The organism is Bacteroidota bacterium (genome assembly GCA_016213405.1).
In the GTDB taxonomy this organism is placed as follows: domain Bacteria; phylum Bacteroidota; class Bacteroidia; order Palsa-948; family Palsa-948; genus Palsa-948.
On sequence record JACRAM010000020.1, the window covers coordinates 1 to 24,684 of the forward strand.

Below are 24,684 nucleotides of genomic sequence, written 5' to 3' on the forward strand. Positions count from 1 at the left end.
GTTGTTTTGTAACGCATATTGCTCTCACTCTTTTTTTCTTTTAGTTGCACTAGTTTATTTAATTTCGCAAACATACGAGAGTTACACAGAGAGTTCTGCTCTGTGAAACTCATTAAACTCTGTGAACTCTGTGTTGAAAATCGTGGATATAACATCTTAATCTGAATAATGTCTATTTATGAAAAAAGAAAACAACGATCGCAGGGAGTTTTTGAAAAAAGTTGCTCTTGCCGGTGCCGGGCTAGCGCTCATCAGTAAATCTTTTGGAAGGGAAAATAATTTTGAAGTTGACCGAAATATCCCTTTCGGAGAATCCGGAATTCCAGAAGATAATATGTTCACGCTTCCTCTTCTCCCCTATGCCTACGATGCGCTTGAACCGTTCATTGACAAGCAAACCATGGAACTGCATCACGACAAACATCATCAGGCATACGTTGACAAACTCAACAAAGCAGTAGCAGATGCAAAAGTGAGCGGAGTTTCTCTGGATGATATTTGTAAAAATATTTCAAAGTATCCTGTGGCGGTTCGAAACAACGGAGGCGGGCATTACAATCATTCCATGTTTTGGAAAGGGATGAAACCAAACACAGGTTCTGTGCTTTCGCCAATAAACCAAAATGAGCCATCAGGAAAATTGGGCGATGCCATCAAATCAACTTTCGATTCATTCGCCAATTTCAAAACAAAATTTTCTGAAACGTCAACGAAAGTATTTGGCTCCGGATGGGCTTGGCTCGTGATAAACAAAGATGGAAAACTTGAAATTGGTTCCACTCCTAATCAGGATAATCCGTTGATGGATGTTTCAGAACTAAAAGGAAATCCGATAATCGGGCTGGATGTTTGGGAACACGCTTATTATCTCAAGTACCAGAATAAACGCGCAGATTACGTTGCAGGTTGGTGGAATATTGTAAACTGGGATGAAGCAGGAAAAATGTTTAATGGCTAATGGTTAATGGGCATCTCTAAAATCCCAAAATACAAATCCCAAATGACAAATAAATTCCAAATTCAAATACCAAAATCCGAAACGAATACAGTTTTGCTTTGTTTTGGTCATTTGAATTTTGATGATTGGATATTATTTGTGTTTTGTTTTTTGTGATTTGAGTTTTTAGAGGTTCCCTAATGGAAATACATCAACCCTTAAACATCAACCATCAACCATTGTTGGGATTTATTCCTATCTTCGCTTTATAAATAAATCATTATGATAACCGGAACTATTTTACTTGGAATGCTCGGCACAACGGAAATTATCCTGATTGTGGTTGTAGTTCTTCTTCTCTTTGGCGGGAAAAAAATTCCTGAACTCATGCGCGGACTCGGAAGGGGCATGAAGGAATTTAAAGACGCACAGAAAGGCGTTGACTCCACCACAGAAGAGAAAAAAGAAGAGCCGAAATAAACTGCCATCATTAAAAGTCATGACCATTGGCAATTAGTTTTGCCAATGATTAATGATTTCCTCCTTATTCTCACAATTAGATTAGGCAATGAATGACTATCATTGGCTTCTGAAACACTAACATTGGTTTCCGAAAGACCTGCATTGCTCTCCGTAAGACCAACTCTGCTCTCCGTAAGACTAATATCCGAAAGAATATGACTGTTTCATGAAAGAGAACTACTGTTGGCGGCAAGTGAATCACTGTTGGCGGCAGGAAAATTACTATTGGCAGCAAGTGAATTACTGTTTGCAGCAAGTGAATTACTGTTGCAGGCAAGTGAATTACTGTTGCAGGCAAGTGAATTACTGTTGCAGGCAAGTGAATTACTGTTGCAAGCAAGGAAGTTACAATAAATTTAAGTAGAATCGTTAATATCAGAAGAAAATACATACATTTACCCCGTTGGATAATTCCATCTAATATATATCAAATGAATAAAAATAATATCCTACGGGATTTACAGCCATGCCGGATATAGGTGCAGAGGTAGCCAAAGTGATGGCTCAAAGAGGAACAACCAAGACAGGGCTTGCCCGCCTGCTTGGCTGCCATGCGTCCACAGTTACGCGCGTTTTGAAAAACCAGGAAACAAGCAACCGGTTTCTGCTGCGCCTTTGCAAAGCGCTCAGGTATAATTTCTTTAAACTTTATGTGGATGAACTGCAAAAAGAATTTCCGGGCGATGAGCTTTTATCGCCAGGCAAATCGGCAGAAAAAGAAATAGTGGAATTACGCAAAGAGAACGCTGATCTGAAAGAAAAAATATCTTACCTGAAAACCATTCAGGAGTTGGTGATGAAGAAGAAGTAGCCCAACCAAGCCGGGCAACGGAGGCATGCAGGGAAAAGAATTCAAAACTTTACTTAATTCCGTAAACTCTCATATTATATACATACCATGTCATTGCACCTACAACATTAACAACATTAATTTGTACGGTTACCGCTGCTGCCTGTGCGCCAGCAAATGAGAGTTTACCTGCTGATGAGTCGCCATTACTATCAGCCGCATTTAAAGACATTGCAACTGTTTTTTTTGTAACTGCTCCATACATAATATTAAAATTCCAAGTGCTATTTAATCCATTCCCAAGTACTGCAATATCTGCATCTACCTCAATTTGTGCATAGGTGTTTGCGGGTAAAGCATAAGACATGCATGCTGAAGCCGGAGAGGCGGCAACAGCAGCTGACACAGTAGTTTCACAATTATAAAGTAAAATCTTTGTTCCCGTTCCACCGGCACTCCATACCGGAGCGCCAGCGCCAGCAGAAGTTAATACCTGCCCCGCTGTTCCTACAGCTGTTGAAGCGTGTTGTGTTCCGTTAGAATATATCACAGCGCCATTGCCCGCAATGGTTCCGATATTTGTTCCTCCGTTGGCAATAGGAAGTATTGAAACCCATGTGGGCGCTCCTGCTCCGCCTGAAATCAACGGATAACCAGCAGTGCCTGCGGCAGAAATTCCAGAACCGGCACCTGTGCCGTAAAAAACTCCACCGGCAGTTCCCTGAAGAGAAATTGCAGGCGTAGTGCCTCCACTTGAAACAATAGGAGCAGTGCCGGTAACTGAAGTAACTGTTCCGCTATTACCTGCCGCCCATGTTAAATTTCCAGCACCATCGTTCTGCAAAAAAGCAGATGCAGCACCTTGGGCAGCAGGAAAAGAATAAGCAACATTATTTATTCTTACAATGTTTCCTGTTGAGTTAACCTGAAATTGTGAAGAAGCTCCAACAGAAAGTTTTGAAGTTGGGCTGGATGATGTGCCAACGCCCACATTTCCTCCGTTGGGCTGTAAAATTAAATTTCTGACTGTGACTCCTTCATTCGACTGCAGGTAGGTGTTTCGGTTTGCTGCCACACCTGAAGTTTGAATTCCCAAATCAAGCGTTAACGGATTTGCTGCATCATTAGAGCCGAATCTGCCAATTATCTGATCTCCTCCTCCCAGACTTTTAGCAATTGTAGCTCTTGCGTCAAACATGGTTGTGGCTGTGGTAATGTTTACACCAACAAAGTTGGGAGAATTCAGATTATAAATATTTCCCAAACCGTCATCTGCCCAATAGTTGACTAAACCATATGAAGCCGGATCAATCCATGTTGGTGCACTACTCGCACCATTTGACTGCAAAATATATCCTGCTGTTCCGGGCACACCATTAAACCGCAATGGCTCTTGTAAAGTTTGAATATCCGTTCACATCCAGTTTATATTGTGGAATGATGTAAGGATTATATCCTATGGCAACGCAGTCTCTGACTGTAACAGATCCCTGATCGAACAAAGCTGAAAAAGTTGGTGAGCCGGTTATAAAAATCCCATACGAAGGCGCACCGGCAACAGTTGCTTTAAGTCCATAGTTGTTCGTTCCTCCTGAAACATCAAACTCAGCACCGTAGTGGTCTGTTCCCGAACCGCTGATAAATGCAGTATATCCCGCCTTGCTTCCGCTTCCGAAAACCATTGTTGCCATTCCTATTTTTGTACCTGAACCGGCACCATCAATATGGCTTAATACTCCGGCAATGTTGCCTGTTGATGTACCCACCCCTCTGAAATATCCCCCGAAACCATTTCCGCTGGAAGTTATATTGGCTCTTACAAACAAAGCCGATGTTGAATCACCCGGGTTGGAAACTGAGCTGGTGGTGAAATAAATATTTTCCGCCTTATCTCCTGCAGTTGACGAAATATGAAGTACGTCAAGTTTGTTAGCAGGTGTAGTTGTTCCAATTCCGACATTTCCATTTTCAAAAATGCCTGCATAATTATTTGTGCCTCCTGTGGCATTAAAATAACCTGCAATGTTTGTAGTGGATGCGCCAGTTTTTTCTATCCATATACCATAACCGGTTCCGGTAATTGCTCCACTGTGCGCAACGTGCAGTCCTTTTGTATTAGCAGTAGTGGTTATCTCAAGCACCTCCAGCATGCTGAGTGTGCTGTTGGCAGCCCCTGTGGTGTTTACTGAAATGTTTTGTGCAAACAAATCACCGTTCCTGAAAATGAGAAAGAAAAATACAGCCGTAACAGCGGAAGTAAATATTTTTTTCATGAGAAAAAATCTTTGGCTGAGATAGTGAAACAAAAATACTAATGTTTTGTTTAAAACCAAATATCTTTTACCTCCTTTTCGACCAGTTTATTAAACACAGGTTGGTCAGCATTCTTTCACTTCCTCCCAAAGTCCGCAGGGTTTTCTCCCCATGCTTTTGTTTCCCATTTGAGTAATCGGTTCGGGTATTTAGTTGACCGAAGCCATTTTTCAGCACGGTCAATCAGATAGAATAAAGACTGGTTTTCTTTTGTGATGACAAGTTTTGTTTTTGCGTGTTTGTTCTTTACCCAACTCATGGCAGTTAAACTATCGGAATAAACAGGCGCGGCACTGTTTTGCTTTTTTAAATATCCGAGCGCATGCACGATGGCGAGAAATTCTCCTATGTTGTTTGTGGCATCTTCAAACGGTCCGAGTTTGAAAAGTTCCTGCTTCGTCTTTGTGTAAACGCCTTTGTATTCCATTTCCTTTCCGTTGTAAGCAGCGTCCACGCAAATGCTTTCATCAATTGGTTTTCCAATCCGCGCAAGTTGTTCGGTAGAAAGTTCGGATTCGAAAACATTTTTACCAATAAAATCGTTGTAAGATTTACTGAGTGCTTGGTGAGCAAGAGCGAGGGAAGTGAATGATTTGTATTGAGCTCCCGTAAATCCCTGAATTTGTTTTTTGCATTTATCCCACGAATCAAACACGCCTGTTTCTTTTCCTTTCCACACTACATAATATTTCGGCTTTGGCTTTGCCATGGTTGCTAATAACGAATTTCTACGAATGTTACCAATTACGAATTATTTTGTGGCGCTTCATTCGTAACATTTGCAACAGATTCGTTATTGGTATCGGCTTTCTTTTCATGCCTGAAAAATTTTCTCTGAAAAATAAATATAATAATTACTCCTATGGTAATTGCCGAGTCGGAAATATTAAAAATGGGAAATGAAAATGTAAATGGTTTATCGCTCCAGAAAACATGATCAAAATGGGAGTTGAAATAAAACATATCCACCACCGCTCCATGAAGAAATCCTGCGTAGCCACCCTCTTCAGGAAAAAGCATGGCTGCATCCATCGGAGTGCTTTCAGAAAAAATTAATCCGTAATACGCACTGTCTAAAATATTCCCGATGGCTCCAGCCATAATGAGCGAAATGCTGAAGATGAGTCCGCTGTGTGCTTTTTGTTTTACAAGTACGTATAAATACCATCCGATTCCGCCAACAGCAAGAATGCGGAATAAACTCAGAAGTAATTTGCCGTAAGATCCTTCCAGTTCCAGCCCGAAAGCCATTCCATAATTTTCTGTGAAATGGATGTAAAAAAAATTTTCAATGACAGAAATCTGATCTCCCAAAGTCATGTGTGTCTTAATCCAAATCTTAACGAACTGGTCAATCAGAAGAACGAGAAAAACGATGAGTAGAGCCCTTAGCCCACCCCTCCCCCCTCCCGAAGGGAGGGGAATTTGTGTGCTTTCAGATTTTGCACTATTCACTTCTGAATTTTCCATACATATCTCAAATAAAAAGTCCTCCCCTTTGGGGAGGATTTAGGAGGGGCTTCTTAAGAATGCTGCGTCAGTTTCGCTTCAATGCTTAGAGTAGCATGTGGAACGCTGCGCAATCTTTCTTTCGGAATTAATTTCCCTGTAACGCGACAGATTCCATACGTTTTGTTTTCAATGCGGATGAGAGCGTTCTTCAGGTTCTGAATATGTTTTTCCTGACGTGCGGCAAGTTGCGCAATTTCTTCCCGCGACATTGCATCAGAGCCATCTTCCAGCACTTTGAAAGTTGGAGAAGTATCATCCGTTCCGTGTTCATCACGGTGAGCCAGTGTATTTTTCAAAAGATCATAATCTTTTTCTGCCTCTGCTAATTTTTCGTGAATGATGTTCTTGAACTCTTCCAGTTCCTTATCGGAATAACGTGTGCGGTTATCTTTTTTTCCCTTAAATTTTGGCTGCGGAGGTTCGGGTTTTCTGAACACAGGTATGGGTTCATAATTTTTCATATCGGAAAAAGTACCGCTGTCCCATGAATATGTTTCTTCTCCATTCAACTCACGCTCTTCAGCTAATTCTTCTTTTGTTTTCTTAACTTCTTTAACAGGCTTTACTACTTCAGATTTAACAGGAGCATGCTTTGCCACTATCACAGGCTTTACAACTTTTTCTTCTTTTCTGGAAATTGGTTTTACTTTCGCAAATGCTTTTTTACCTGCTTTTTTTGCTTTTACTTTTTTAACCTTCTTCACAACTTTTTTCTTCGCTACAGTTTTTTTCTTCGCGGCTTTTTTCTTAGTTACGATTCTTTTCTTAGCAACTTTTTTCTTAGCAACCTTCTTAGCTACTTTTTTCTTAGCAGCTTTTTTATTTTTTTTCGCTGAAGATTTCTTAATCTTTTTTGCTTTGGCTTTTACTCCCGTGTTGCGGGATTTCGATTTGCTCAGTTTTTTCTTTGCTTTTGCCATGGTAATAAGAATTAGTTTAATTGTTTGATGCGGTCTATCGCGACCATTGTTTTTATCTCATCATCCACCTCAATCTCAACTCCGTTTCCATTAATCTCATTTACGATTTCAAACGCATTTGCTAAAATTTCCGCGCGAATGTAATCTAAATTATTAATAATGGCGGAATTAATTTTAGGATGGTTTTTCACCCTTACATCTATCCTATCCGTGACCTCAAATTTGTTCTCTTTTCGTAGATTCTGAATGCGATTTACTATCTCACGGGCAATACCTTCTTCTCTTAATTGTGGAGTAATAGTGATGTCAAGCGCAACAGTAAGCGAACCACTGTTTGCCACTTTCCAGCCGGGAATGTCAACTGGGATAATCTCCACATCTTCATTTTGAAGGGTGTAGTTAGCACCGTTTATACCAATATCAATCTTACCAGTTTTTTCTATTGAAGATATGATCTCCGGGGCATTAGCATTGGCATATTGCTGAACTTCTTTCATGTCCTTTCCGCATTTTTTTCCAAGCGTTTTAAAATTCAACTTCAAGCTTTTAACAATTAGTGTTGTCGATTCATCCACAAACTCAATCGCTTTCACATTCACTTCCGAAAGGATTAAATCTTTCACAGCTTCGATTTTCTTTTTATTCGATTCATCCAAAACAGGTATCTGAATTTTATTTAATGGCTGTCTTACTCTTATGTTTTCTTTTTTGCGGATGGAAAGAATCATGGAAGAAATCTTCTGTGCCATTTCCATTCGCTCTTCCAGCGGTTTATCAATTACAGTTTCATCCGCTTTGGGGAAAATGCTCAGGTGAACGCTTTCAGAATTTTGTTTCTTTGTTACATCATTTAAATCCTTGAACAATTTATCAGAGAAGAAAGGAGCGATAGGAGATGCCAATTGAGCAACAACTTCCAAACAGCGATACAAAGTCTGATAAGCAGAAATTTTGTCCTGAGAATAATCTCCTTTCCAGAATCTTCTTCTGCTCAAACGAACATACCAGTTACTTAAATGTTCATCCACAAAAGTCTCGATAGCGCGTCCTGCTTTTGTCGGTTCGTAACTGCTGTAACTTTCATCAACAACTTTGACAAGTGAATTAAGTTCAGATAAAATCCAGCGGTCAATTTCCGATTTGTTTTTCAGCGGAATTTCTTTTTCTACAAAAGCAAAATTGTCAATGTTTGCATATAGAGCGAAGAAAGCATAAGTATTGTAAAGTGTTCCAAAAAAACTTCTTTGCTTTTCAGCAACTCCTTCAAGGTCGAATTTCAAATTGTCCCATGGATCCGCATTGGTAACCATGTACCAACGCACTGCATCAGGACCGTATTTTTCAAGCGTGGAAAATGGATCAGCTGCATTGCCGAGGCGCTTGCTCATTTTGTTCCCGTTCTTGTCAAGCACCAGACCGTTGCTTACTACATTTTTATACGCAACGGAATCAAAACACAAAGCCGCAATAGCGTGAAGTGTGTAAAACCATCCTCTTGTTTGGTCAACTCCTTCTGCAATGAAATCAGCAGGGAAAGAAGCCCCTCCCTTTCCCTCCCCAAAGGGGAGGGGAAATAAATTTTTATTCTCAAAAGGAAAATGATGTTGTGCATACGGCATAGCTCCACTATCAAACCAAACATCTATCAGATCTGCTTCACGAAACATTTTCTTTCCTTTGGAAGAAGCCAGAATAATTTCATCGGCATAAGGTTTATGCAAATCAAAATCCTTTTTCCTCAATGGGTTGTCTTTCATGAATCCAAGAGCTACAGATTTATCTATTTCTTTTCTCAGTTCTTCCACCGAACCAATACAAATTTCTTCTCCCTTCCCATCGGGAAGGGTTGGGAATGGGCTCTCTCTCCAGATGGGAAGCGGAATTCCCCAGAAGCGCGAGCGCGATAAATTCCAATCCTGTAAATTATTCAGCCACTCTCCGAATCTTCCTGTACCGGTGTGTTCGGGTTTCCAGTTGATGGTTTTATTGAGTTCAATCATTCTGTCTTTCATCGCTGTCACTTTCACAAACCAACTGTCGAGCGGATAATATAAAATAGGCTTATCGGTTCTCCAGCAATGCGGATAAGTATGTTCGTATTTTTCTTTCTTGAAAAGTTTTCCTTCTTCCTGAAGTTTCAACACAATACGTTCATCTACGCTCAGATATTCTTTCAGCTCTTTGATTTTCCTTTTCGCTTCAAGAATTTTTTTCTGCTTCTGAAATTCTATCTTCTTTTCTTCATCGCTAAGATATTCCGCCTTCACATATTCATCTCCATAAAGGAAAATATCATCTTTCACTTCGGGTAAAAACTTTCCACGTCTGTCAACGAGAGTAAGCGAACCGATTCCATTCTGTTTTGCTACACGAAAGTCATCCGCACCAAAACTCGGAGCGATGTGTACGATGCCTGTTCCGTCTTCAGTAGTAACAAAATCTCCGCATACTACTTTGAAAGCTTCTCCGTCTTTGGGTTGAGCGAAAGGGAGAAGCTGTTCGTATGAAATTCCTTCCAAATCTTTTCCTTTAAAAGTTGCCACATCTTCCCCAACAGGGAGTTTTGATTTTCCGTCACCGAAATATTTATCGCGAAGTGCACTTGCGAGAATCACTACAGCTTCCTTCTTCGAATATTGATTTACAGTTTTCACTGCTACATAATCAATCTTGGTTCCTACAGCAAGTGCAGTATTTGAAGGAAGGGTCCATGGAGTGGTTGTCCATGCTAACAGATAAATATCATTCGGACCAAATCGCTCACCACATCCTTTGATTAGTTCTTCTAGTATATCTTTTGAATTTTCAGATACCTTAAACATCGCCACAGCTGTAGTATCTCTCACATTCCTGTAACATCCCGGCTGATTTAACTCGTGCGTACTCAATCCCGTTCCTGCTGCAGGAGAATACGGCTGAATAGTGTAACCTTTATATAAAAGCTTCTTGTTGTAAAGTTCTTTCAACAGCCACCAAACACTTTCAATGTAATTGTTCTCATACGTAACGTACGGATGTTTCATATCCACCCAATAGCCCATCATGCGCGTAACTTCTTCCCATTTGTCCTGGTATTTCATCACTTCTTTTCTGCATGCTTTGTTATAATCTTCAATAGAAATTTTTTTGCCGATGTCTTCTTTCGTGATTCCTAAAGTTTTTTCAATCGCAAGTTCTATCGGAAGTCCGTGCGTGTCCCATCCGGCTTTGCGTTTTACCTGTTTTCCTTTCAGAGTTTGATAACGACAAAAAATATCCTTTATCGCACGCGCCATCACGTGATGTATGCCGGGCATTCCGTTAGCTGAAGGAGGTCCTTCATAAAAAACGAACGGCTCAGCACCTTCACGAGTAGAAACGCTTTTCTCAAAAATCTTTTCCTTCTCCCACCAATCGAGAATTTCTTTTCCGATTTGAGGAAGGTTGAGATTTTTGTATTCGGGGTATTTACTCACTATTACTAAACTTTGTTATAAAATCGAATAGTGGATTGTATTCCACTACTTATATCATAAGTATTATAATGAATCATTTTTTATTTGTCGCAGACATCCACACAACCGCCATCATAATAAATCCAAGTCCCATGCCTCCAAATAAACCGATGTTCAGGTTGTGAAAATACCACCCTGCTGCCATTCCGAGGAACATGCAGCCGACAAAGAGAAGCCCTCCGACTTTCTGTGCGGTTTTTTTCGCTTCGTTAGTATCTTTTTCCATTTGAAATATATTTTATTAAAGGGTTGCAAAGATAGGATTATCAGCCATTATGTAAAACCAAAAATATGACGAGAATCTTATTTTTGGCATTTAGAAATATATACATTTGCCGCCATCACACGGAAAAATTTGTGGCAAGCAAGCAAATAAAATTTTCTGACGAAGCTCTTTCCCTCGCTCATAAAATCATGAAGCGCTATCCGGAGGGAAAGCAGAAATCTGCCATTCTTCCCATCCTACACATTGCGCAAACTGAATTTGACGGATGGCTCAGTGTGCCCGTGATGGATTATGTGGCAATGCTTCTGAAAATTCAACCCATAGAAGTGTATGAAGTAGCTTCGTTTTATTCGATGTTTAATTTAAAACCAGTTGGCAAGTGCGTTATTGAAGTTTGCCGTACTGGACCTTGCTGGCTCATGGGCGCAGAGGATCTGGTAAAGTTCATCGAGAAGAAACTTGGAATTAAAGCAGGACAAACAACTCCCGATGGAATGTTTACTTTAAAAACTGTGGAATGCCTTGCTTCCTGCGGAACAGCACCAATGATGCAAATCGGTGAAACGTATCACGAAAGATTAACTTTCGAAAAGTGCGAAGATATCTTAGACAATTATAAAAACAAAGGTGAGCAGATTTCTCATTTCAGAAAAGAAAGAGTAAAAAACCATACGGATATCCACCAATAATGAGCAGGCAGATTCTCATAAACGACTTAGATAAAGAAGGCATTAACACACTTGCCGGCTACAAGGCGCATGGCGGATATTCATCGCTTGAAAAAGCGCTGAAGATGAAGCCCGAAGAGATTGTGGAGGAAGTGAAAAAATCGGGCATTCGCGGCAGAGGCGGTGCAGGGTTTCCCATGGGAATGAAATGGAGCTTTATTGCGAAACCTCCGGGAGTTCCGCGCTATTTGGTGTGCAATGCCGATGAATCAGAGCCCGGAACTTTCAAAGACCGTTATTTGATGGAAAAGAAACCGCACATTCTCGTTGAGGGAATGATTATTTCTTCTTTTGCACTTGGCGCTAATACTTCATACATATATATAAGAGGAGAAATGATGTATGTGTATCATATCCTCGAAAAAGCAATTCAGGAAGCATACGATGCAGGATATCTCGGAAAAAATATTTTGGGAAGTGGTTATGATTTAGATTTATTCGTTCACTGCGGTGCAGGCGCCTACATCTGCGGAGAAGAAACAGGATTGATTGAATCGCTGGAAGGCAAAAGAGGAAACCCAAGAATCAAACCTCCGTTTCCTGCTGTAGTTGGTCTGTATGGATGTCCGACTGTAGTTAATAATGTAGAAACACTTGCTAATGTCCCCTGGATTATCAATAATGGCGGAGATGAATACGCAAAGATTGGAATCGGGAAATCAACAGGAACAAAATTAATTTCCGCTTCGGGACATATTAATAAACCGGGAGTTTACGAAATCGAACTCGGAGTTCCCGTGGAAGAATTTATTTACTCGGATAAATATTGCGGAGGAATCCGTAACGGGAAAAAACTGAAAGCGGTAGTGGCAGGAGGTTCTTCTGTGCCAATCCTTCCAACAGAATTAATTTTGAAAACCGCGAAAGGCGAACCAAGATTAATGTCTTACGAATCGCTTTCCGATGGTGGATTCCAAACAGGAACGATGCTCGGTTCAGGAGGTTTCATTGTAATGGACGAAGACACGAGCATAGTAAAAAACCTCTGGAATTTCACGCGCTTTTATCATCATGAAAGCTGCGGACAATGTTCCCCTTGCCGAGAAGGAACAGGATGGATGGAAAAAGTTCTGCATAAATTTATTGAAGGTCACGCTCAGACAAAAGATATTGACCTGCTTTGGGATATACAGGGAAAAATTGAAGGCAAAACAATTTGCCCGCTGGGTGAAGCTGCTGCATGGCCTGTGGCTGCGGCTATCCGACATTTCAGACCTGAGTTTGAAGAATATGTGAAGAAGGGGAAGAATATGATTGATGTAAAACATTATTACAGATTAAATAATTTGCAACCGGCATAATTAAATGGCGAAAGTCACCATAGACGGCAAATCAATCGAAGTTCCTGACGGGACAACGATTCTCAATGCCGCTCGCATGATCGGTGGAGAAATTGTTCCGCCTGCCATGTGCTATTATTCCAAACTGAAAACAAGTGGAGGTTACTGCAGAACATGTTTGGTGAAAGTTGCGCAAGGCTCGGCTAAAGATCCGCGCCCTATGCCGAAACTGGTTCCTTCCTGCCGTCAAACTGTGATGGACGGAATGGTGGTTGAAAACATCACTTCACCCGAAGTAGTAGAAGCAAGAGCCGGTGTGGTGGAATTTCTTTTGGTCAATCATCCTCTTGATTGCCCTATCTGCGACCAGGCAGGTGAATGTCATTTACAGGATTTGGGTTATGAGCACGGAAAAATGAAAACCCGTTATGAATTCAAGCGCAGGGAGTTTGCTAAAATTGACATAGGAGATAATATCAAACTTCACATGACGCGGTGCATTTTATGTTACCGCTGTGTGAAAGTTGCCGAGCAGCTTTGCCCGGGCAGAGTGCACGGTGTGATGAACAGAGGCGATGTAGCCGAAATTTCAACCTTCATTCAACATGCAGTTGATAATGATATGAGCGGAAATATGATTGATGTTTGTCCGGTTGGAGCACTCACCGACAGAACTTTCCGATTCAAAAGCCGAGTGTGGTTTACAAAACCTGTTGACGCGCACAGAAACTGCGATAAGTGTTGTGGGAAAGTACGCTTGTGGTACAAAGGCGAAGAAGTTCTTCGTGTTACTGCCAGAAAAGATAAATACGGGGAAGTGGAAGGGTGGATTTGCAACTCCTGCAGATTTGACCACAAGAAAACAAACGATTGGGTAATTGAAACGACCTCTCCGGTTAACCATCATTCCGTGATTTCAGCTAATCATTATGAAACATCAAAAGCTTTGGAGAATCTGAAAACAGATATTACAAAACAACAGAAAAATTTAAATGGCAATAAATATGCACTTGGACATGGTGCTATGAATCCAAATAATCAGTAGATAATGCTCGAATACATTATATATAAAGCAATTCTTGTAGTTATCATCTTTTGCATTACGCTGGTCGCAGCGATGTATTCCACGTATGCGGAAAGAAAGATTGCTGGTTTTATACAAGACCGCCTCGGACCAAACCGTGCCGGATGGTTCGGCATCTTTCAGCCTATTGCCGATGGCGTGAAAATGTTCATGAAAGAGGAAATGATTCCTGACGTTTCCAATAAATTTCTTTTCATCCTTGGACCTTCCCTTGCCATGTTCACTGCTTTGATGACGGGCGCAGTAGTTCCCTGGGGAACTTCGCTGACAATTGCCGGTCATCAATATTCTTTGCAGGTTGCGGATGTGAACATCGGAATTCTTTATCTGCTAAGTGTTACTTCAGTTGGAGTTTACGGAATTATGATTGGCGGCTGGGCTTCCAATAATAAATTCGCACTGCTTGGCGCGCTGCGTGCTTCCTCTCAAATGATTTCTTATGAAGTAGCGCTTGGGCTTTCAATCATTGCGCTCATTATGACCACGGGAACTTTGAGCATTGGCGAGATTTCCGCTCAGCAGAATGGCTGGCACTGGAATATTTTATATCAGCCGTTAGGATTTTTAATTTTCATCATCTGCGCTTTTGCCGAAACCAACCGCGCTCCTTTTGATCTTCCTGAATGCGAAAGCGAATTGATTGGTGGTTATCATACCGAATATTCTTCCATGAAACTCGGATTTTATCTTTTTGCCGAATACACCAATATGTTTATTTCTTCTGCCATAATTGCCACACTTTATTTTGGCGGATACAACATGCCGTTCCTCGGCCGGTTTGTTCATGATCCGAATATGCTTGCGTTGCTCGGAACATTTTTCTTTTTCTGCAAAATATGTTTCTTCATTTTTGTTTTCATGTGGGTACGATGGACTCTTCCGCGTTTCCGCTATGACCAACTGATGAATCTGGGATGGAAAGGTTTGATTCCACTTGCTATTTTGAATATTGCGATAACCGGAGTAACAATGTGCCGTCACGAAATCTATAATTACTTTTTCAAGTAGAACAATGCAGGTGCTGACAAATAGAAGTAAAGTAGTAAGCAACAAGGAAATGACCTTGATGGAGAGAATTTATCTCCCTGCAATTTTGGGCGGCATGATGATCACCTTAGGACACTTCTTCAGAAAGAAACATACATTTCAGTATCCCGAAATGAAACGCCCTTTTGCACCTCTTTACAGAGGAATGCATGTTCTTAAGCGAGATGAAAACGGGGCCGAGCGCTGCACTGCCTGCGGGCTTTGTGCCGTTGCCTGTCCTGCCGAAGCCATAACAATGACAGCCGCAGAACGAAAACCCGGAGAAGAAAAATTGTATCGTGAAGAAAAATACGCCAGTGTTTACGAAATTAATATGCTGCGTTGCATTTTTTGCGGTGATTGCGAAGAAGCATGCCCGAAAGAATCAATCTTTCTTACGGACAGGCTTGTTCCTTCCGATTCTTTGCGCCAGCGTTTTGTTTACGGGAAAGATTTGCTGGTAGAGCCCATGGAAGAAAACAAACGAGTTGATATTTCAAAACGACAAACAAAAGAAGTTTTAGAATTCAAGAAGAATAAAGAATTACAACATAATAAGTAGGCAAAAAATGCAGTAGGCAGTAGGCAAGCAAATACAAATAGAAAGTAAAAAATGAAAAGTAGTAGTTTTAGAGATTTGACAGTTTACAAAAAAGCATTTGCACTTGCTATGGATATTTTTCGTGAAACAAAAAAGTTTCCAGATGAAGAAAAATATGGGTTGACTTCGCAAATCAGGAGATCATCCCGTTCGGTTTGCTCAAACATTGGCGAAGGGTACAGAAAAAGAAAATATGAGGCGCATTTCGTAAGTAAAGCAACAGATGCAGATATGGAAAATAGCGAAACACAAGTTTGGCTTGATTTCGTCTTGGCATGTGAATACATAATAAAAGATAAATATGAAAATTATTTAACAAGGTCAGAAGAAATAGGAAGGATGCTTAATCACATGATTGAGAATCCTGAAAAGTATGTTCGGCAAAATGAAAAATCATTGAATTGATTTTGCCTACTGCCTATTGCTTACTGCCTACTTTGAATTTATGACTATATATTTATTTTACTTCCTTTCTTTCCTCGCAATTCTCTGCGGGCTGATGGTGATTCTTGAAAAAAATCCTATACACAGCGTTTTGTATCTAGTCATTACTTTTTTTGCAATTGCAGGTCACTATATTTTACTGAACGCACAGTTCCTTGCGGCTGTACATATTATTGTGTATGCAGGCGCCATCATGGTTTTGTTTTTGTTTGTCATCATGCTTCTGAACCTGAATAAAGAAGCAGAACCACATAAAAGTAATCTCGTAAAATTTGCTGCTGTAATTTCTGCCGGTCTTTTGCTCATCGTATTAGTTGCCGCTCTGAGAGGAACAACTGCTCTACCTGCACCGGTAACAACAGACGCAGAGATGGGTCTTGTAAAAAATCTCGGAAAAGTTTTGTTCAATCAGTTTTTATTGCCTTTTGAAACGGCTTCGTTGCTTTTTCTTGCGGCTATGGTTGGAGCAGTAATGTTGGGAAAAAGAGACATTAAATGAGTGCGATACAAACCATACACATCAACCATTACATACTACTGAGTACAGTGCTGTTTTGCATTGGCGTGATGGGGGTTTTGTTCCGCAGAAACGCAATAATAATTTTCATGTCGGTTGAATTAATGCTGAACGCGGTAAATCTTTTGCTGGTTGCATTTTCATCCTATTGGAATGATCCGGCAGGACAAGTATTTGTATTCTTTGTGATGGTAGTTGCCGCAGCGGAAGTTGCAGTTGGATTAGCAATATTGGTAATGATTTATAGAAATACAGGTTCGACTGATATTGATGTGATGAATAAACTGAAAGGATGATGAATATTGGAAATTATATATGGCTGGTTCCTTTGTTTCCGCTTATCGGATTCATCGTCATCGGTTTGTTCGGAAAAAATATTTCCAAAACAATGGTTGGGATTATCGGCTGCGGAACAATTTTTTTATCATTAGTTCTTTCCGTTGCAATCTTCTGGGAAATACTTGGAGATGAAATTGCAGGAAAAGCATTCGGAGTTGGGAGCAATTTTATTAATTCTCAATTCTATACTGTGAAACTCTTTGACTGGATTCATGCAGGGAATTTCACCGCTGATTTTTCTTTTCTTGTTGATCCTCTTTCAGTTTGGTTTCTTCTCATCATTACAGGTGTAGGATTTCTCATTCATGTTTATTCGGTCGGCTACATGCACGATGATCCTGCATTCGCGCGATTCTTCGCACACTTAAATCTTTTTGTATTCTTCATGCTGCTGCTCGTGTTGGGCGACAGCTACCTCACCATGTTTGTTGGTTGGGAAGGCGTTGGACTTTGCTCTTACCTGCTCATCGGTTTCTGGTTCAAGAACACCGAGTACAACAAAGCCGCGAACAAAGCATTCATCATGAATCGCATTGGCGATTTAGGATTTCTCCTCGGCATTATTCTTATCTATGTAACTTTCGGAAGCGTTCGTTACAGCGAAGTGTTTGATACAGCAAATTCATTTCCATCCAGTCAGCCGGTAATCATCGCCATCACGCTTTTACTTTTTGTCGGTGCAACCGGAAAGAGTGCGCAGATACCTTTATATACATGGCTTCCCGATGCGATGGCCGGCCCCACTCCTGTTTCAGCGCTCATCCATGCGGCAACAATGGTGACCGCAGGTATTTATATGATTGCACGTTCAAATATTCTTTACACGCTAGCTCCTATTTCAATGGATATTGTCGCAGGGGTTGGTTTGTTCACCGCACTCTTTGCTGCCACAATCGGTTTATTTCAGAACGATATTAAAAAAGTCCTTGCCTATTCCACCGTAAGTCAGCTTGGATTTATGTTTCTCGGACTTGGTGTTGGAGCATACACGGGCGCGGTGTTTCATGTTACTACGCACGCGTTCTTCAAAGCATTATTGTTTCTCGGAGCAGGAAGCGTAATCCACGCAATGGGTGGTGAGCAGGATATCCGCAACATGGGCGGACTGAAAAAACACCTGCCGAAAACTTATCTCACATTTTTAATTGCCACGATTGCCATAGCTGGAATTCCTCCTTTCGCAGGATTCTTTTCCAAGGATGAAATTCTCGGACACGCATTTGAGTACAATAAATTTTTCTGGTTCCTCGGTGTATTGGGTTCGCTGCTTACTGCGTTTTATATGTTCAGATTATTTTACCTGACTTTCTTCGGAAAATTCAGAGGAACAGAAAAACAGGAACATCATTTGCACGAATCGCCAAAGACAATGACGATTCCGCTGATGATACTTGCGGTGCTTGCTGTCGTTGGTGGATTAATTGGAATTCCTGAAGTATTCGGAGGAAAACATTTACTGAAAGAATTTCTGGAACCTGTTTTCTCTGCATCCGATTTCAAAATGATCGGCAAACATCTCTCTCACTCCACCGAACTTATGCTGATTGGCGTGACCGTGGCGGCAGTAGGAGCTACCATTTATTTTGCATGGATAAATTTTGTGAAGAAGCAAACCATTCCTCCTGCAGATTCCGTGGCGGTGAATTCTGTTCAGAAAACTATTTACAACAAATATTATGCAGACGAGCTCTATGCAAAACTTTTTATGAAGCCCACCGACTGGCTTTCTGAAAAACTGCACAAGTTCATAGAACTGAAATTCATTGACCGAATTGTAAATTTTGTTGGCGAAGGTGTTACCTGGACAAGCACACAGGCAAGATTGATACAGACAGGACATATTGGTTTTTACATTTTTGCTATGGTAATTGGGATTATTTTGATTTTGTTTTGGAAATTGATATAAAGAAAATATGCTGACAGCAATACTCATAGCCTTTCCACTCCTCGCAGGATTGCTCGTGCTTATCACGAACAACGAGCAGGCGAAGAGAATCGCTTTCCTTGCTGCAATTGTTGAGTTAGGCATTACTGTTTTTTCGCTCACACAATTCAAACATGGTGCTGATGCGCAATTCATGTGCGACATTGCCTGGATTCAATCCCTCGGCATACATTTCAAAGTGGCGATGGATGGAATCAGCATTCTGCTGGTGCTTCTCACAAATATTTTGGTTCCGCTGATAATTCTTTCTTCGTTTAACCGCGAAGTCAACAATGCAAATTCTTTTTATTTCCTGATCCTATTAATGCAGTCAGCACTCGTTGGAGTTTTCACCTCGATGGATGGATTTTTATTTTACATCTTCTGGGAACTCGCGCTGATTCCTATCTGGTTCATCTGTTTGAGATGGGGAACAAGCGAAAACAATTCACGAATCACGTTCAAATTTTTTGTCTATACCCTGACAGGCAGTTTATTGATGCTCGTTGCTCTCATCTACGTTTATCTGCATACCGATAATATCATTTTAGAAAACGGAGAAGCCGTCACACGAACATTTGATATTCAGGCGCTTTACACCGCTGGCGCAAATCTTTCTCCCGCTGAACAAACCTGGATTTTCTGGGCAATGTTCATCGCGTTTGCCATCAAGATGCCTGTGTTTCCGTTTCACACATGGCAGCCCGATACGTATGTAACTGCGCCAACGCAAGGCACTATGCTTCTTTCAGGAATCATGCTGAAGATGGGAACGTACGGACTCATCCGCTGGCTGCTTCCTCTCGTTCCTGCAGGAGTTGAACACTGGGGAAACACCGCCATCATTCTTTCTGTCATCGGCATTCTTTATGCTTCCATCATCGCCATCATGCAGAAAAATTTCAAGCGGCTGATCGCCTATTCATCCATAGCGCACGTGGGATTAATTTCCGCAGGAATATTTTCTCTCAACATACAAGGATTGCAAGGCGGACTTATGCAGATGCTCGCGCACGGAATAAATGTGGTCGGATTGTTTTTTGTTGCAGATATTCTTTTCAACCGAAACAAGACAAATGAAATTTCCCATCTCGGAGGAATTCGCAACATCGCTCCCGCATTCGCTACCACATTCATGATTGTACTTCTTGGAAGTGTCGCTCTGCCTATCACCAACGGTTTCATAGGAGAATTTCTGCTCCTCAACGGATTGTATCAATACGATGCATACATAGCGGGAATTGCAGGACTCAGCGTAATCCTCGGAGCGGTATACATGCTTCGCAGTTACCAAAAAACAATGCTAGGGGAAATAAATCCGCTTACATCCACTTTCACGGATTTATCTTTCAACGAAAAAGCAGTTTTGATTCCGATAGTGCTCTTGATTTTTGTGATGGGCGTTTACCCGAAACCGCTTTTGGATATTGCTGAACCATCATTGATGAAAATTATTGAACTGGTAAAACCAATTATGGAATAACCTGTCATTCCGAACAAAGTGAGGAATCTCCTAATGATGAGATGCCTCGCGAAACGCTCGGAATGACAATAAAGAAAAATGAAAACGATAGAAATACTTTCAGCTGTTGGAGTGCTTGCCCTGCTTGCGGAGATATTCCGTTTTAAAAAGTTTTTACTTCCGCTCATTCTGATTGGTCTGCTTGGAGCGATTGGCGCTGCGGTGTATGACTGGAACACTAATATCCACTACTACCACAACATGCTCACGTTTGATAATTATGCGCTGCTTTTCTCCATCGTCCTCTGCGGAACAGTTTTCCTCTGGCTTCTTTCTTCTCAAAGTTTTTTTTCTGACGAACATCTTACCGATAAATCTTCTCTCGCAATTTTCTCTCTGATTGGCGCAGTCCTTATTGTTTCGTATTCCAACATGGTGATGCTGTTCATCGGAGTGGAAATACTTTCCATTCCGCTGTATGTTCTGGCAGGAAGCAAAAAAAATAATCTCGCTTCCAACGAAGCCGCGCTGAAATATTTTCTGATGGGCGCCTTCGCTTCAGGATTTTTGCTTTTCGGAATTGCACTGCTCTACGGCTGTTTCGGAACTTTTGATTTGCACACGATTCAAACTTATCTCACTCCTCCTGTTCCATCGCAGGCGAGACCGAGCGATTCGCAGTGGATTTTGCTTTCAGGCGGAATTCTTTTCATGCTCATCGGAATTTCTTTCAAAGCATCTGCCGTGCCGTTTCATTTCTGGGCGCCCGATGTATATGAAGGTTCGCCCACGCAGGTGACCGCGTTCATGGCAAGCATTGTGAAGACTGCCGCGTTTGCCGCCTTCCTTCGTTTGTTCCTCTGCTTCGCGAATCTCGGAAATGTGTGGGTGAATGTGGTGTGGGTGATGGCAGGCGCCACCATTCTTCTCGGAAACATCACTGCTGTTTATCAAAGCAGCGTGAAGCGCATGCTTGCCTACTCCAGCATTTCCCACGCGGGATATCTGACGCTTGCCATTCTCTCTATGAATAATTTTTCTGCGGGAGCGGTGCTGTATTATTCAGCCTCTTATTCGGTGGCAACGATTGGTGCATTTACTGTTTTAGCAATCATTGAAAATAATTTTGGAGCAGTTACTTTTGATTCGTTCAGCGGGCTGGCGAAGAAAAACCCTTTCCTCGCTTTTGCTATGACGATTGCCATGCTTTCACTTGCGGGAATTCCTCCTCTTGCCGGCTTCTTCGGAAAATATTATTTATTCTCCTCCGCATTGCAAAGCGGTTATCTCTGGATCGTCCTCATCGCTGTGCTCGGCTCGCTGATTGGAGTGTATTATTATTTCAGGGTTATTATTACGATGTATAGCACAGCCCCCTCTTCTATCTCCCCCGAAGGGGGAGAAAATCTCCTCCCATTCGGAGAGGTTGGGTGGGGTACTAAGATCGTTCTCATCATCACCATCCTCCTTTCACTCGCGCTGGGATTGTTTCCTGATTTGGTTATCAGGTTGATTTAACCCGTTGAATATTATTCTACGGGTTTTAAAATTGACTTTCTCTTTCTGTTGTTTATCTTTGTATCGTGAAAACAAAATCCCTTTTTGCATTTTTATTTTTCATTTGCTGTTCGGTAAATCTTTTTTCCCAAGGCACGTGGACGCAAAAGGCAAACTATGGCGGAGCACCTATGGATTTTCCTGTAGGTTTTTCAATAGGAACAAAAGGATATTTCGGACTTGGATCAACGGCTGGTTCTCAATATTCCCAGGTGTTCTGGGAATGGGATCAGGGGAGCAACGTCTGGACACAAAAAGCCAGTCTGCCGGGAACGGCCAGATGGGAGCCCGTTGGATTCGCCATAGGAACTAAGGGATATATTGGAACAGGAAACACAGCATCCGGACAGGTAAATGATTTCTGGGAATGGGATCAGCCAACAAATACCTGGACACAAAAATCAAATGTGGGCGGACCCGGAAGAGAAGGTGCTTCGTCTTTCTCCATTGGAACAAAAGGATACATAGGCACGGGAACTAGTGCACCAAATGATTTATGGGAGTGGGACCAGGCAACAAATACATGGACACAGAAAGCAAATATTCCTGTCGGCAGGTATGAAGGAGTGGGATTTTCTATAGGCACCAAAGGATATATTGGAACAGGAAGCGCTCTTACTGATTTATGGGAATGGGATCAAGCGAGCAATACATGGGCGCAAATGGCTAACTTTCCGGGAGCCGGCAGATATTTAGCCGTAGGATTTTCTATAGGCAACAAGGGATATATTGGAACAGGATCTACCGGGTCTTTGACAGGGTTTCAGGATTTTTATGAATGGGATCAGGCAACAAATACCTGGACACCACAAACAAATGTTCCGGCACCCGTAAGGTTTGCTGCCAGTGGTTTTTCCATTGGATGCAAGGGATATATCGGAACAGGATCAGATAATTTTATGGTATCCTACTTTCAGGATTTCTGGGAATTTTGTCCCAATGCTGCATGCTGCAACACTGTGCTAAGTGCCGGCATCTCTTCACAAAACCCTCTTTGCAACGGGCAGTGTACAGGAACATCTACAGTCACAGCTACGAATGGAACATTACCATACACGTATAACTGGAGCGGTGGGCAAAGCACAAGCGCAATAACCGGACTTTGTGTTGGAACTTATTCTGTTGTTGTAACTGATGCTGCGAGCACAACCACAACAGCAACGGTTACCATCACCCAGCCCACCGCTCTCACATCCTCTGCAACAGCAACATCCGCTTCCTGCGGAAATGGCGGATCAGCCAGTGTGAATGCAAACGGAGGCACGCCAACTTATACTTACAACTGGAACCCGGGCGGACAGACAACTTCTTCCGCTACAAATCTTTCAGCAGGAAATTATACGGCAACGGTTACGGATGCAAACGGATGCACCACTACCGCAACTGCTACCATCAACAGTTCAAGCGGAGGAACCGTTACCATTACTTCTCAGACAAATGTTTTGTGCAATGGCGGCAGCACGGGCGCTGCAACTGCTTCGATGAGCGGAGGAACAAATCCATTTACTTATAACTGGACAAGCGGACAAACCACTTCAGCAGTAACAAATTTTCCTGCGGGAAATTATTCAGTAACTGTTACCGATTCGAATGGATGCACCACCACACAATCAGTTACCATTACCCAACCTTCAGCTATTTTGCTCACGGCAAGTTCAACATCTGTTTCATGCAGCGGCAATACCGGAACTGCTACTGCGAACGCTTCGGGAGGAACAGGAGGATATACTTATTTATGGAATCCTTCTGCACAAACTTCTCAAACAGCCACAGGACTTGTTGCCGGAACGTATTCAGTTATTGTTGCAGACGCTAATGGTTGCACACAAACGCAAACGACAACCGTAACATCCAATAATACATTAACTGTAACTATATCATCTACCCAAGCCGGATGCACTTCCAGTAATGGAACTGCCACAGCAAATCCCAGCAATGGAACTTCTCCTTATTCTTATAATTGGAATATTGGACAAACTGCACAAACCGCTACAGGACTTGGCGCGGGGAATTATACGGCAACAGTCACTGATGCAAACGGATGTACGAATACTCAAACTGTTACTGTAACTTCCAACCCCTCTTTCAGTTTAACAGTTTCTTCCACACAAGCAGGGTGCACTTCCAATAACGGAACCGCCACAGCAAATCCCAGCAATGGAACTTCTCCTTATTCTTATAATTGGAATAACGGACAAACTGCACAAACCGCTACAGGACTTGGCGCAGGGAATTATACGGCAACAGTAACAGATGCTAGCGGATGCACTCAAACACAAACCGTGAGTGTAACACAAATACTGGGTCCTACAGCTGCGGCTACTTCAACTGTAACAAGCATTGGAGTTGGCGGAAGCACAACACTTACTGCCAGCGGAGGCGGAACCTACCAATGGTTTCCTTCAAAAGGACTTAGCTGCACTACCTGCGCTAACCCAACAGCAACGCCATTACAAACCACTATTTACTGCGTGGTGGTTACAGATTCAAACAATTGTACAGACAGCGCCTGCATTACCATCAACGTGGATGTTCCCTGCGGAGCATTATATATTCCCAACGCATTTTCTCCGAACAATGATCTGGAAAATGATATGGAATGTGTGATGGGCAACTGCATTGCATCGATGCACCTTACTATTTACAACCGCTGGGGAGAACAAGTATTTGAAACATCGGATCAGAAAATCTGCTGGAACGGAATGTACAATAACAAACTCATGAGCGCAGCAACATTCGTTTACCACCTAGAAGCAACTCTCACCAGCGGTGAACAAATAATTAAAAATGGAAATATCAGTTTGGTAAGATAATCATTACGCATTTCCAGCCCGAAGCTTGGGATTGTTTCATGAGTTGGTGATAGGTTTATTAGACATCTTTCATAATTCAAATAAGAAAAAAATATCTGCCACTAAATCACTAAAACACGAAAGAAACACTAAAAATTCTTTTGTGAAATTTTGTGTCTTTGTGTTTTTGTGGCATAAAATGAATTATGAAAGAAA

General features: G+C 41.7%; 23 protein-coding genes. 16 read left to right on the forward strand and 7 right to left on the reverse strand.

Annotated elements, in window-relative coordinates:
• The first annotated feature begins 178 nt into the window (after positions 1-178).
• The 4 genes from HY841_02620 to HY841_02635 all read left to right on the forward strand — a co-directional run bounded on the left by HY841_02620 (position 179) and on the right by HY841_02635 (position 2,270).
• On the forward strand, positions 179-958 hold the full coding sequence (locus tag HY841_02620; GenBank protein ID MBI4929629.1) for a superoxide dismutase: 780 nt from the start codon (positions 179-181) through the stop codon (positions 956-958).
• 288 nt (positions 959-1,246) lie between these two features.
• Positions 1,247-1,417, forward strand: coding sequence for a twin-arginine translocase TatA/TatE family subunit (tatA, locus tag HY841_02625; protein ID MBI4929630.1), 171 nt, complete (start codon positions 1,247-1,249; stop codon positions 1,415-1,417).
• Positions 1,418-1,642: 225 nt separating this feature from the next.
• Positions 1,643-1,813 carry a hypothetical protein gene (locus HY841_02630; protein ID MBI4929631.1) on the forward strand — a complete coding sequence of 57 codons (171 nt, stop codon included), beginning with the start codon at positions 1,643-1,645 and terminating at the stop codon, positions 1,811-1,813.
• A gap of 112 nt (positions 1,814-1,925) precedes the next feature.
• Positions 1,926-2,270, forward strand: a complete 345-nt coding sequence (locus HY841_02635; GenBank protein MBI4929632.1) for a helix-turn-helix transcriptional regulator — start codon at positions 1,926-1,928, stop codon at positions 2,268-2,270.
• 49 nt (positions 2,271-2,319) lie between these two features.
• Here HY841_02635 and HY841_02640 read toward each other — a convergent pair whose 3' ends face one another.
• The 7 genes from HY841_02640 to HY841_02670 form a co-directional block, all read right to left on the reverse strand.
• Positions 2,320-3,621: a hypothetical protein gene (locus HY841_02640; protein ID MBI4929633.1), complete on the reverse strand. Its 1,302-nt coding sequence runs from the start codon at positions 3,619-3,621 to the stop codon at positions 2,320-2,322.
• A 4-nt stretch (positions 3,622-3,625) separates the two neighbouring features.
• A complete protein-coding gene (locus tag HY841_02645; GenBank protein ID MBI4929634.1) occupies positions 3,626-4,522 on the reverse strand; it encodes a hypothetical protein in 897 nt (298 codons plus the stop codon).
• A 116-nt stretch (positions 4,523-4,638) separates the two neighbouring features.
• Entirely contained in the window at positions 4,639-5,271 is a 633-nt protein-coding gene (locus HY841_02650) for a ribonuclease H family protein (protein ID MBI4929635.1), read from the reverse strand.
• A 35-nt stretch (positions 5,272-5,306) separates the two neighbouring features.
• Positions 5,307-6,032 carry a lipoprotein signal peptidase gene (locus HY841_02655; GenBank protein MBI4929636.1) on the reverse strand — a complete coding sequence of 242 codons (726 nt, stop codon included), beginning with the start codon at positions 6,030-6,032 and terminating at the stop codon, positions 5,307-5,309.
• Positions 6,033-6,085: 53 nt separating this feature from the next.
• Entirely contained in the window at positions 6,086-6,535 is a 450-nt protein-coding gene (locus HY841_02660) for a TraR/DksA family transcriptional regulator (GenBank protein ID MBI4929637.1), read from the reverse strand.
• A 470-nt stretch (positions 6,536-7,005) separates the two neighbouring features.
• Entirely contained in the window at positions 7,006-10,452 is a 3,447-nt protein-coding gene (locus HY841_02665; protein MBI4929638.1) for an isoleucine--tRNA ligase, read from the reverse strand.
• Positions 10,453-10,522: 70 nt separating this feature from the next.
• On the reverse strand, positions 10,523-10,714 hold the full coding sequence (locus HY841_02670; protein MBI4929639.1) for a hypothetical protein: 192 nt from the start codon (positions 10,712-10,714) through the stop codon (positions 10,523-10,525).
• Between the two features lie 65 nt (positions 10,715-10,779).
• Here HY841_02670 and nuoE point away from each other — a divergent pair, with 65 nt between their 5' ends.
• From nuoE to HY841_02730, 12 genes are all read left to right on the forward strand, one after another.
• Positions 10,780-11,403 carry an NADH-quinone oxidoreductase subunit NuoE gene (nuoE, locus tag HY841_02675; GenBank protein ID MBI4929640.1) on the forward strand — a complete coding sequence of 208 codons (624 nt, stop codon included), beginning with the start codon at positions 10,780-10,782 and terminating at the stop codon, positions 11,401-11,403.
• Positions 11,403-12,743, forward strand: a complete 1,341-nt coding sequence (gene nuoF, locus HY841_02680; GenBank protein ID MBI4929641.1) for an NADH-quinone oxidoreductase subunit NuoF — start codon at positions 11,403-11,405, stop codon at positions 12,741-12,743. Before nuoE ends, nuoF begins: the two co-directional genes overlap by 1 nt.
• Before the next feature lie 4 nt (positions 12,744-12,747).
• Complete coding sequence (locus tag HY841_02685; GenBank protein MBI4929642.1) at positions 12,748-13,767, forward strand: (2Fe-2S)-binding protein; 1,020 nt, start codon at positions 12,748-12,750, stop codon at positions 13,765-13,767.
• Positions 13,768-14,814, forward strand: coding sequence for an NADH-quinone oxidoreductase subunit NuoH (gene nuoH / locus HY841_02690; protein ID MBI4929643.1), 1,047 nt, complete (start codon positions 13,768-13,770; stop codon positions 14,812-14,814).
• 4 nt (positions 14,815-14,818) lie between these two features.
• Entirely contained in the window at positions 14,819-15,394 is a 576-nt protein-coding gene (locus HY841_02695) for an NADH-quinone oxidoreductase subunit I (GenBank protein MBI4929644.1), read from the forward strand.
• Between the two features lie 51 nt (positions 15,395-15,445).
• Positions 15,446-15,838: a four helix bundle protein gene (locus tag HY841_02700; GenBank protein ID MBI4929645.1), complete on the forward strand. Its 393-nt coding sequence runs from the start codon at positions 15,446-15,448 to the stop codon at positions 15,836-15,838.
• Positions 15,839-15,878: 40 nt separating this feature from the next.
• Complete coding sequence (locus HY841_02705) at positions 15,879-16,376, forward strand: NADH-quinone oxidoreductase subunit J (GenBank protein MBI4929646.1); 498 nt, start codon at positions 15,879-15,881, stop codon at positions 16,374-16,376.
• Complete coding sequence (nuoK, locus tag HY841_02710) at positions 16,373-16,690, forward strand: NADH-quinone oxidoreductase subunit NuoK (GenBank protein MBI4929647.1); 318 nt, start codon at positions 16,373-16,375, stop codon at positions 16,688-16,690. The genes HY841_02705 and nuoK overlap by 4 nt, the downstream gene beginning before the upstream one ends.
• Positions 16,690-18,639 carry an NADH-quinone oxidoreductase subunit L gene (gene nuoL / locus HY841_02715; GenBank protein ID MBI4929648.1) on the forward strand — a complete coding sequence of 650 codons (1,950 nt, stop codon included), beginning with the start codon at positions 16,690-16,692 and terminating at the stop codon, positions 18,637-18,639. Before nuoK ends, nuoL begins: the two co-directional genes overlap by 1 nt.
• A 7-nt stretch (positions 18,640-18,646) precedes the next feature.
• A complete protein-coding gene (locus tag HY841_02720; GenBank protein MBI4929649.1) occupies positions 18,647-20,140 on the forward strand; it encodes an NADH-quinone oxidoreductase subunit M in 1,494 nt (497 codons plus the stop codon).
• Positions 20,141-20,218: 78 nt separating this feature from the next.
• Positions 20,219-21,637, forward strand: coding sequence for an NADH-quinone oxidoreductase subunit N (locus tag HY841_02725; protein ID MBI4929650.1), 1,419 nt, complete (start codon positions 20,219-20,221; stop codon positions 21,635-21,637).
• 65 nt (positions 21,638-21,702) lie between these two features.
• Entirely contained in the window at positions 21,703-24,489 is a 2,787-nt protein-coding gene (locus HY841_02730; GenBank protein ID MBI4929651.1) for a gliding motility-associated C-terminal domain-containing protein, read from the forward strand.
• Positions 24,490-24,684: the final 195 nt, after the last annotated feature.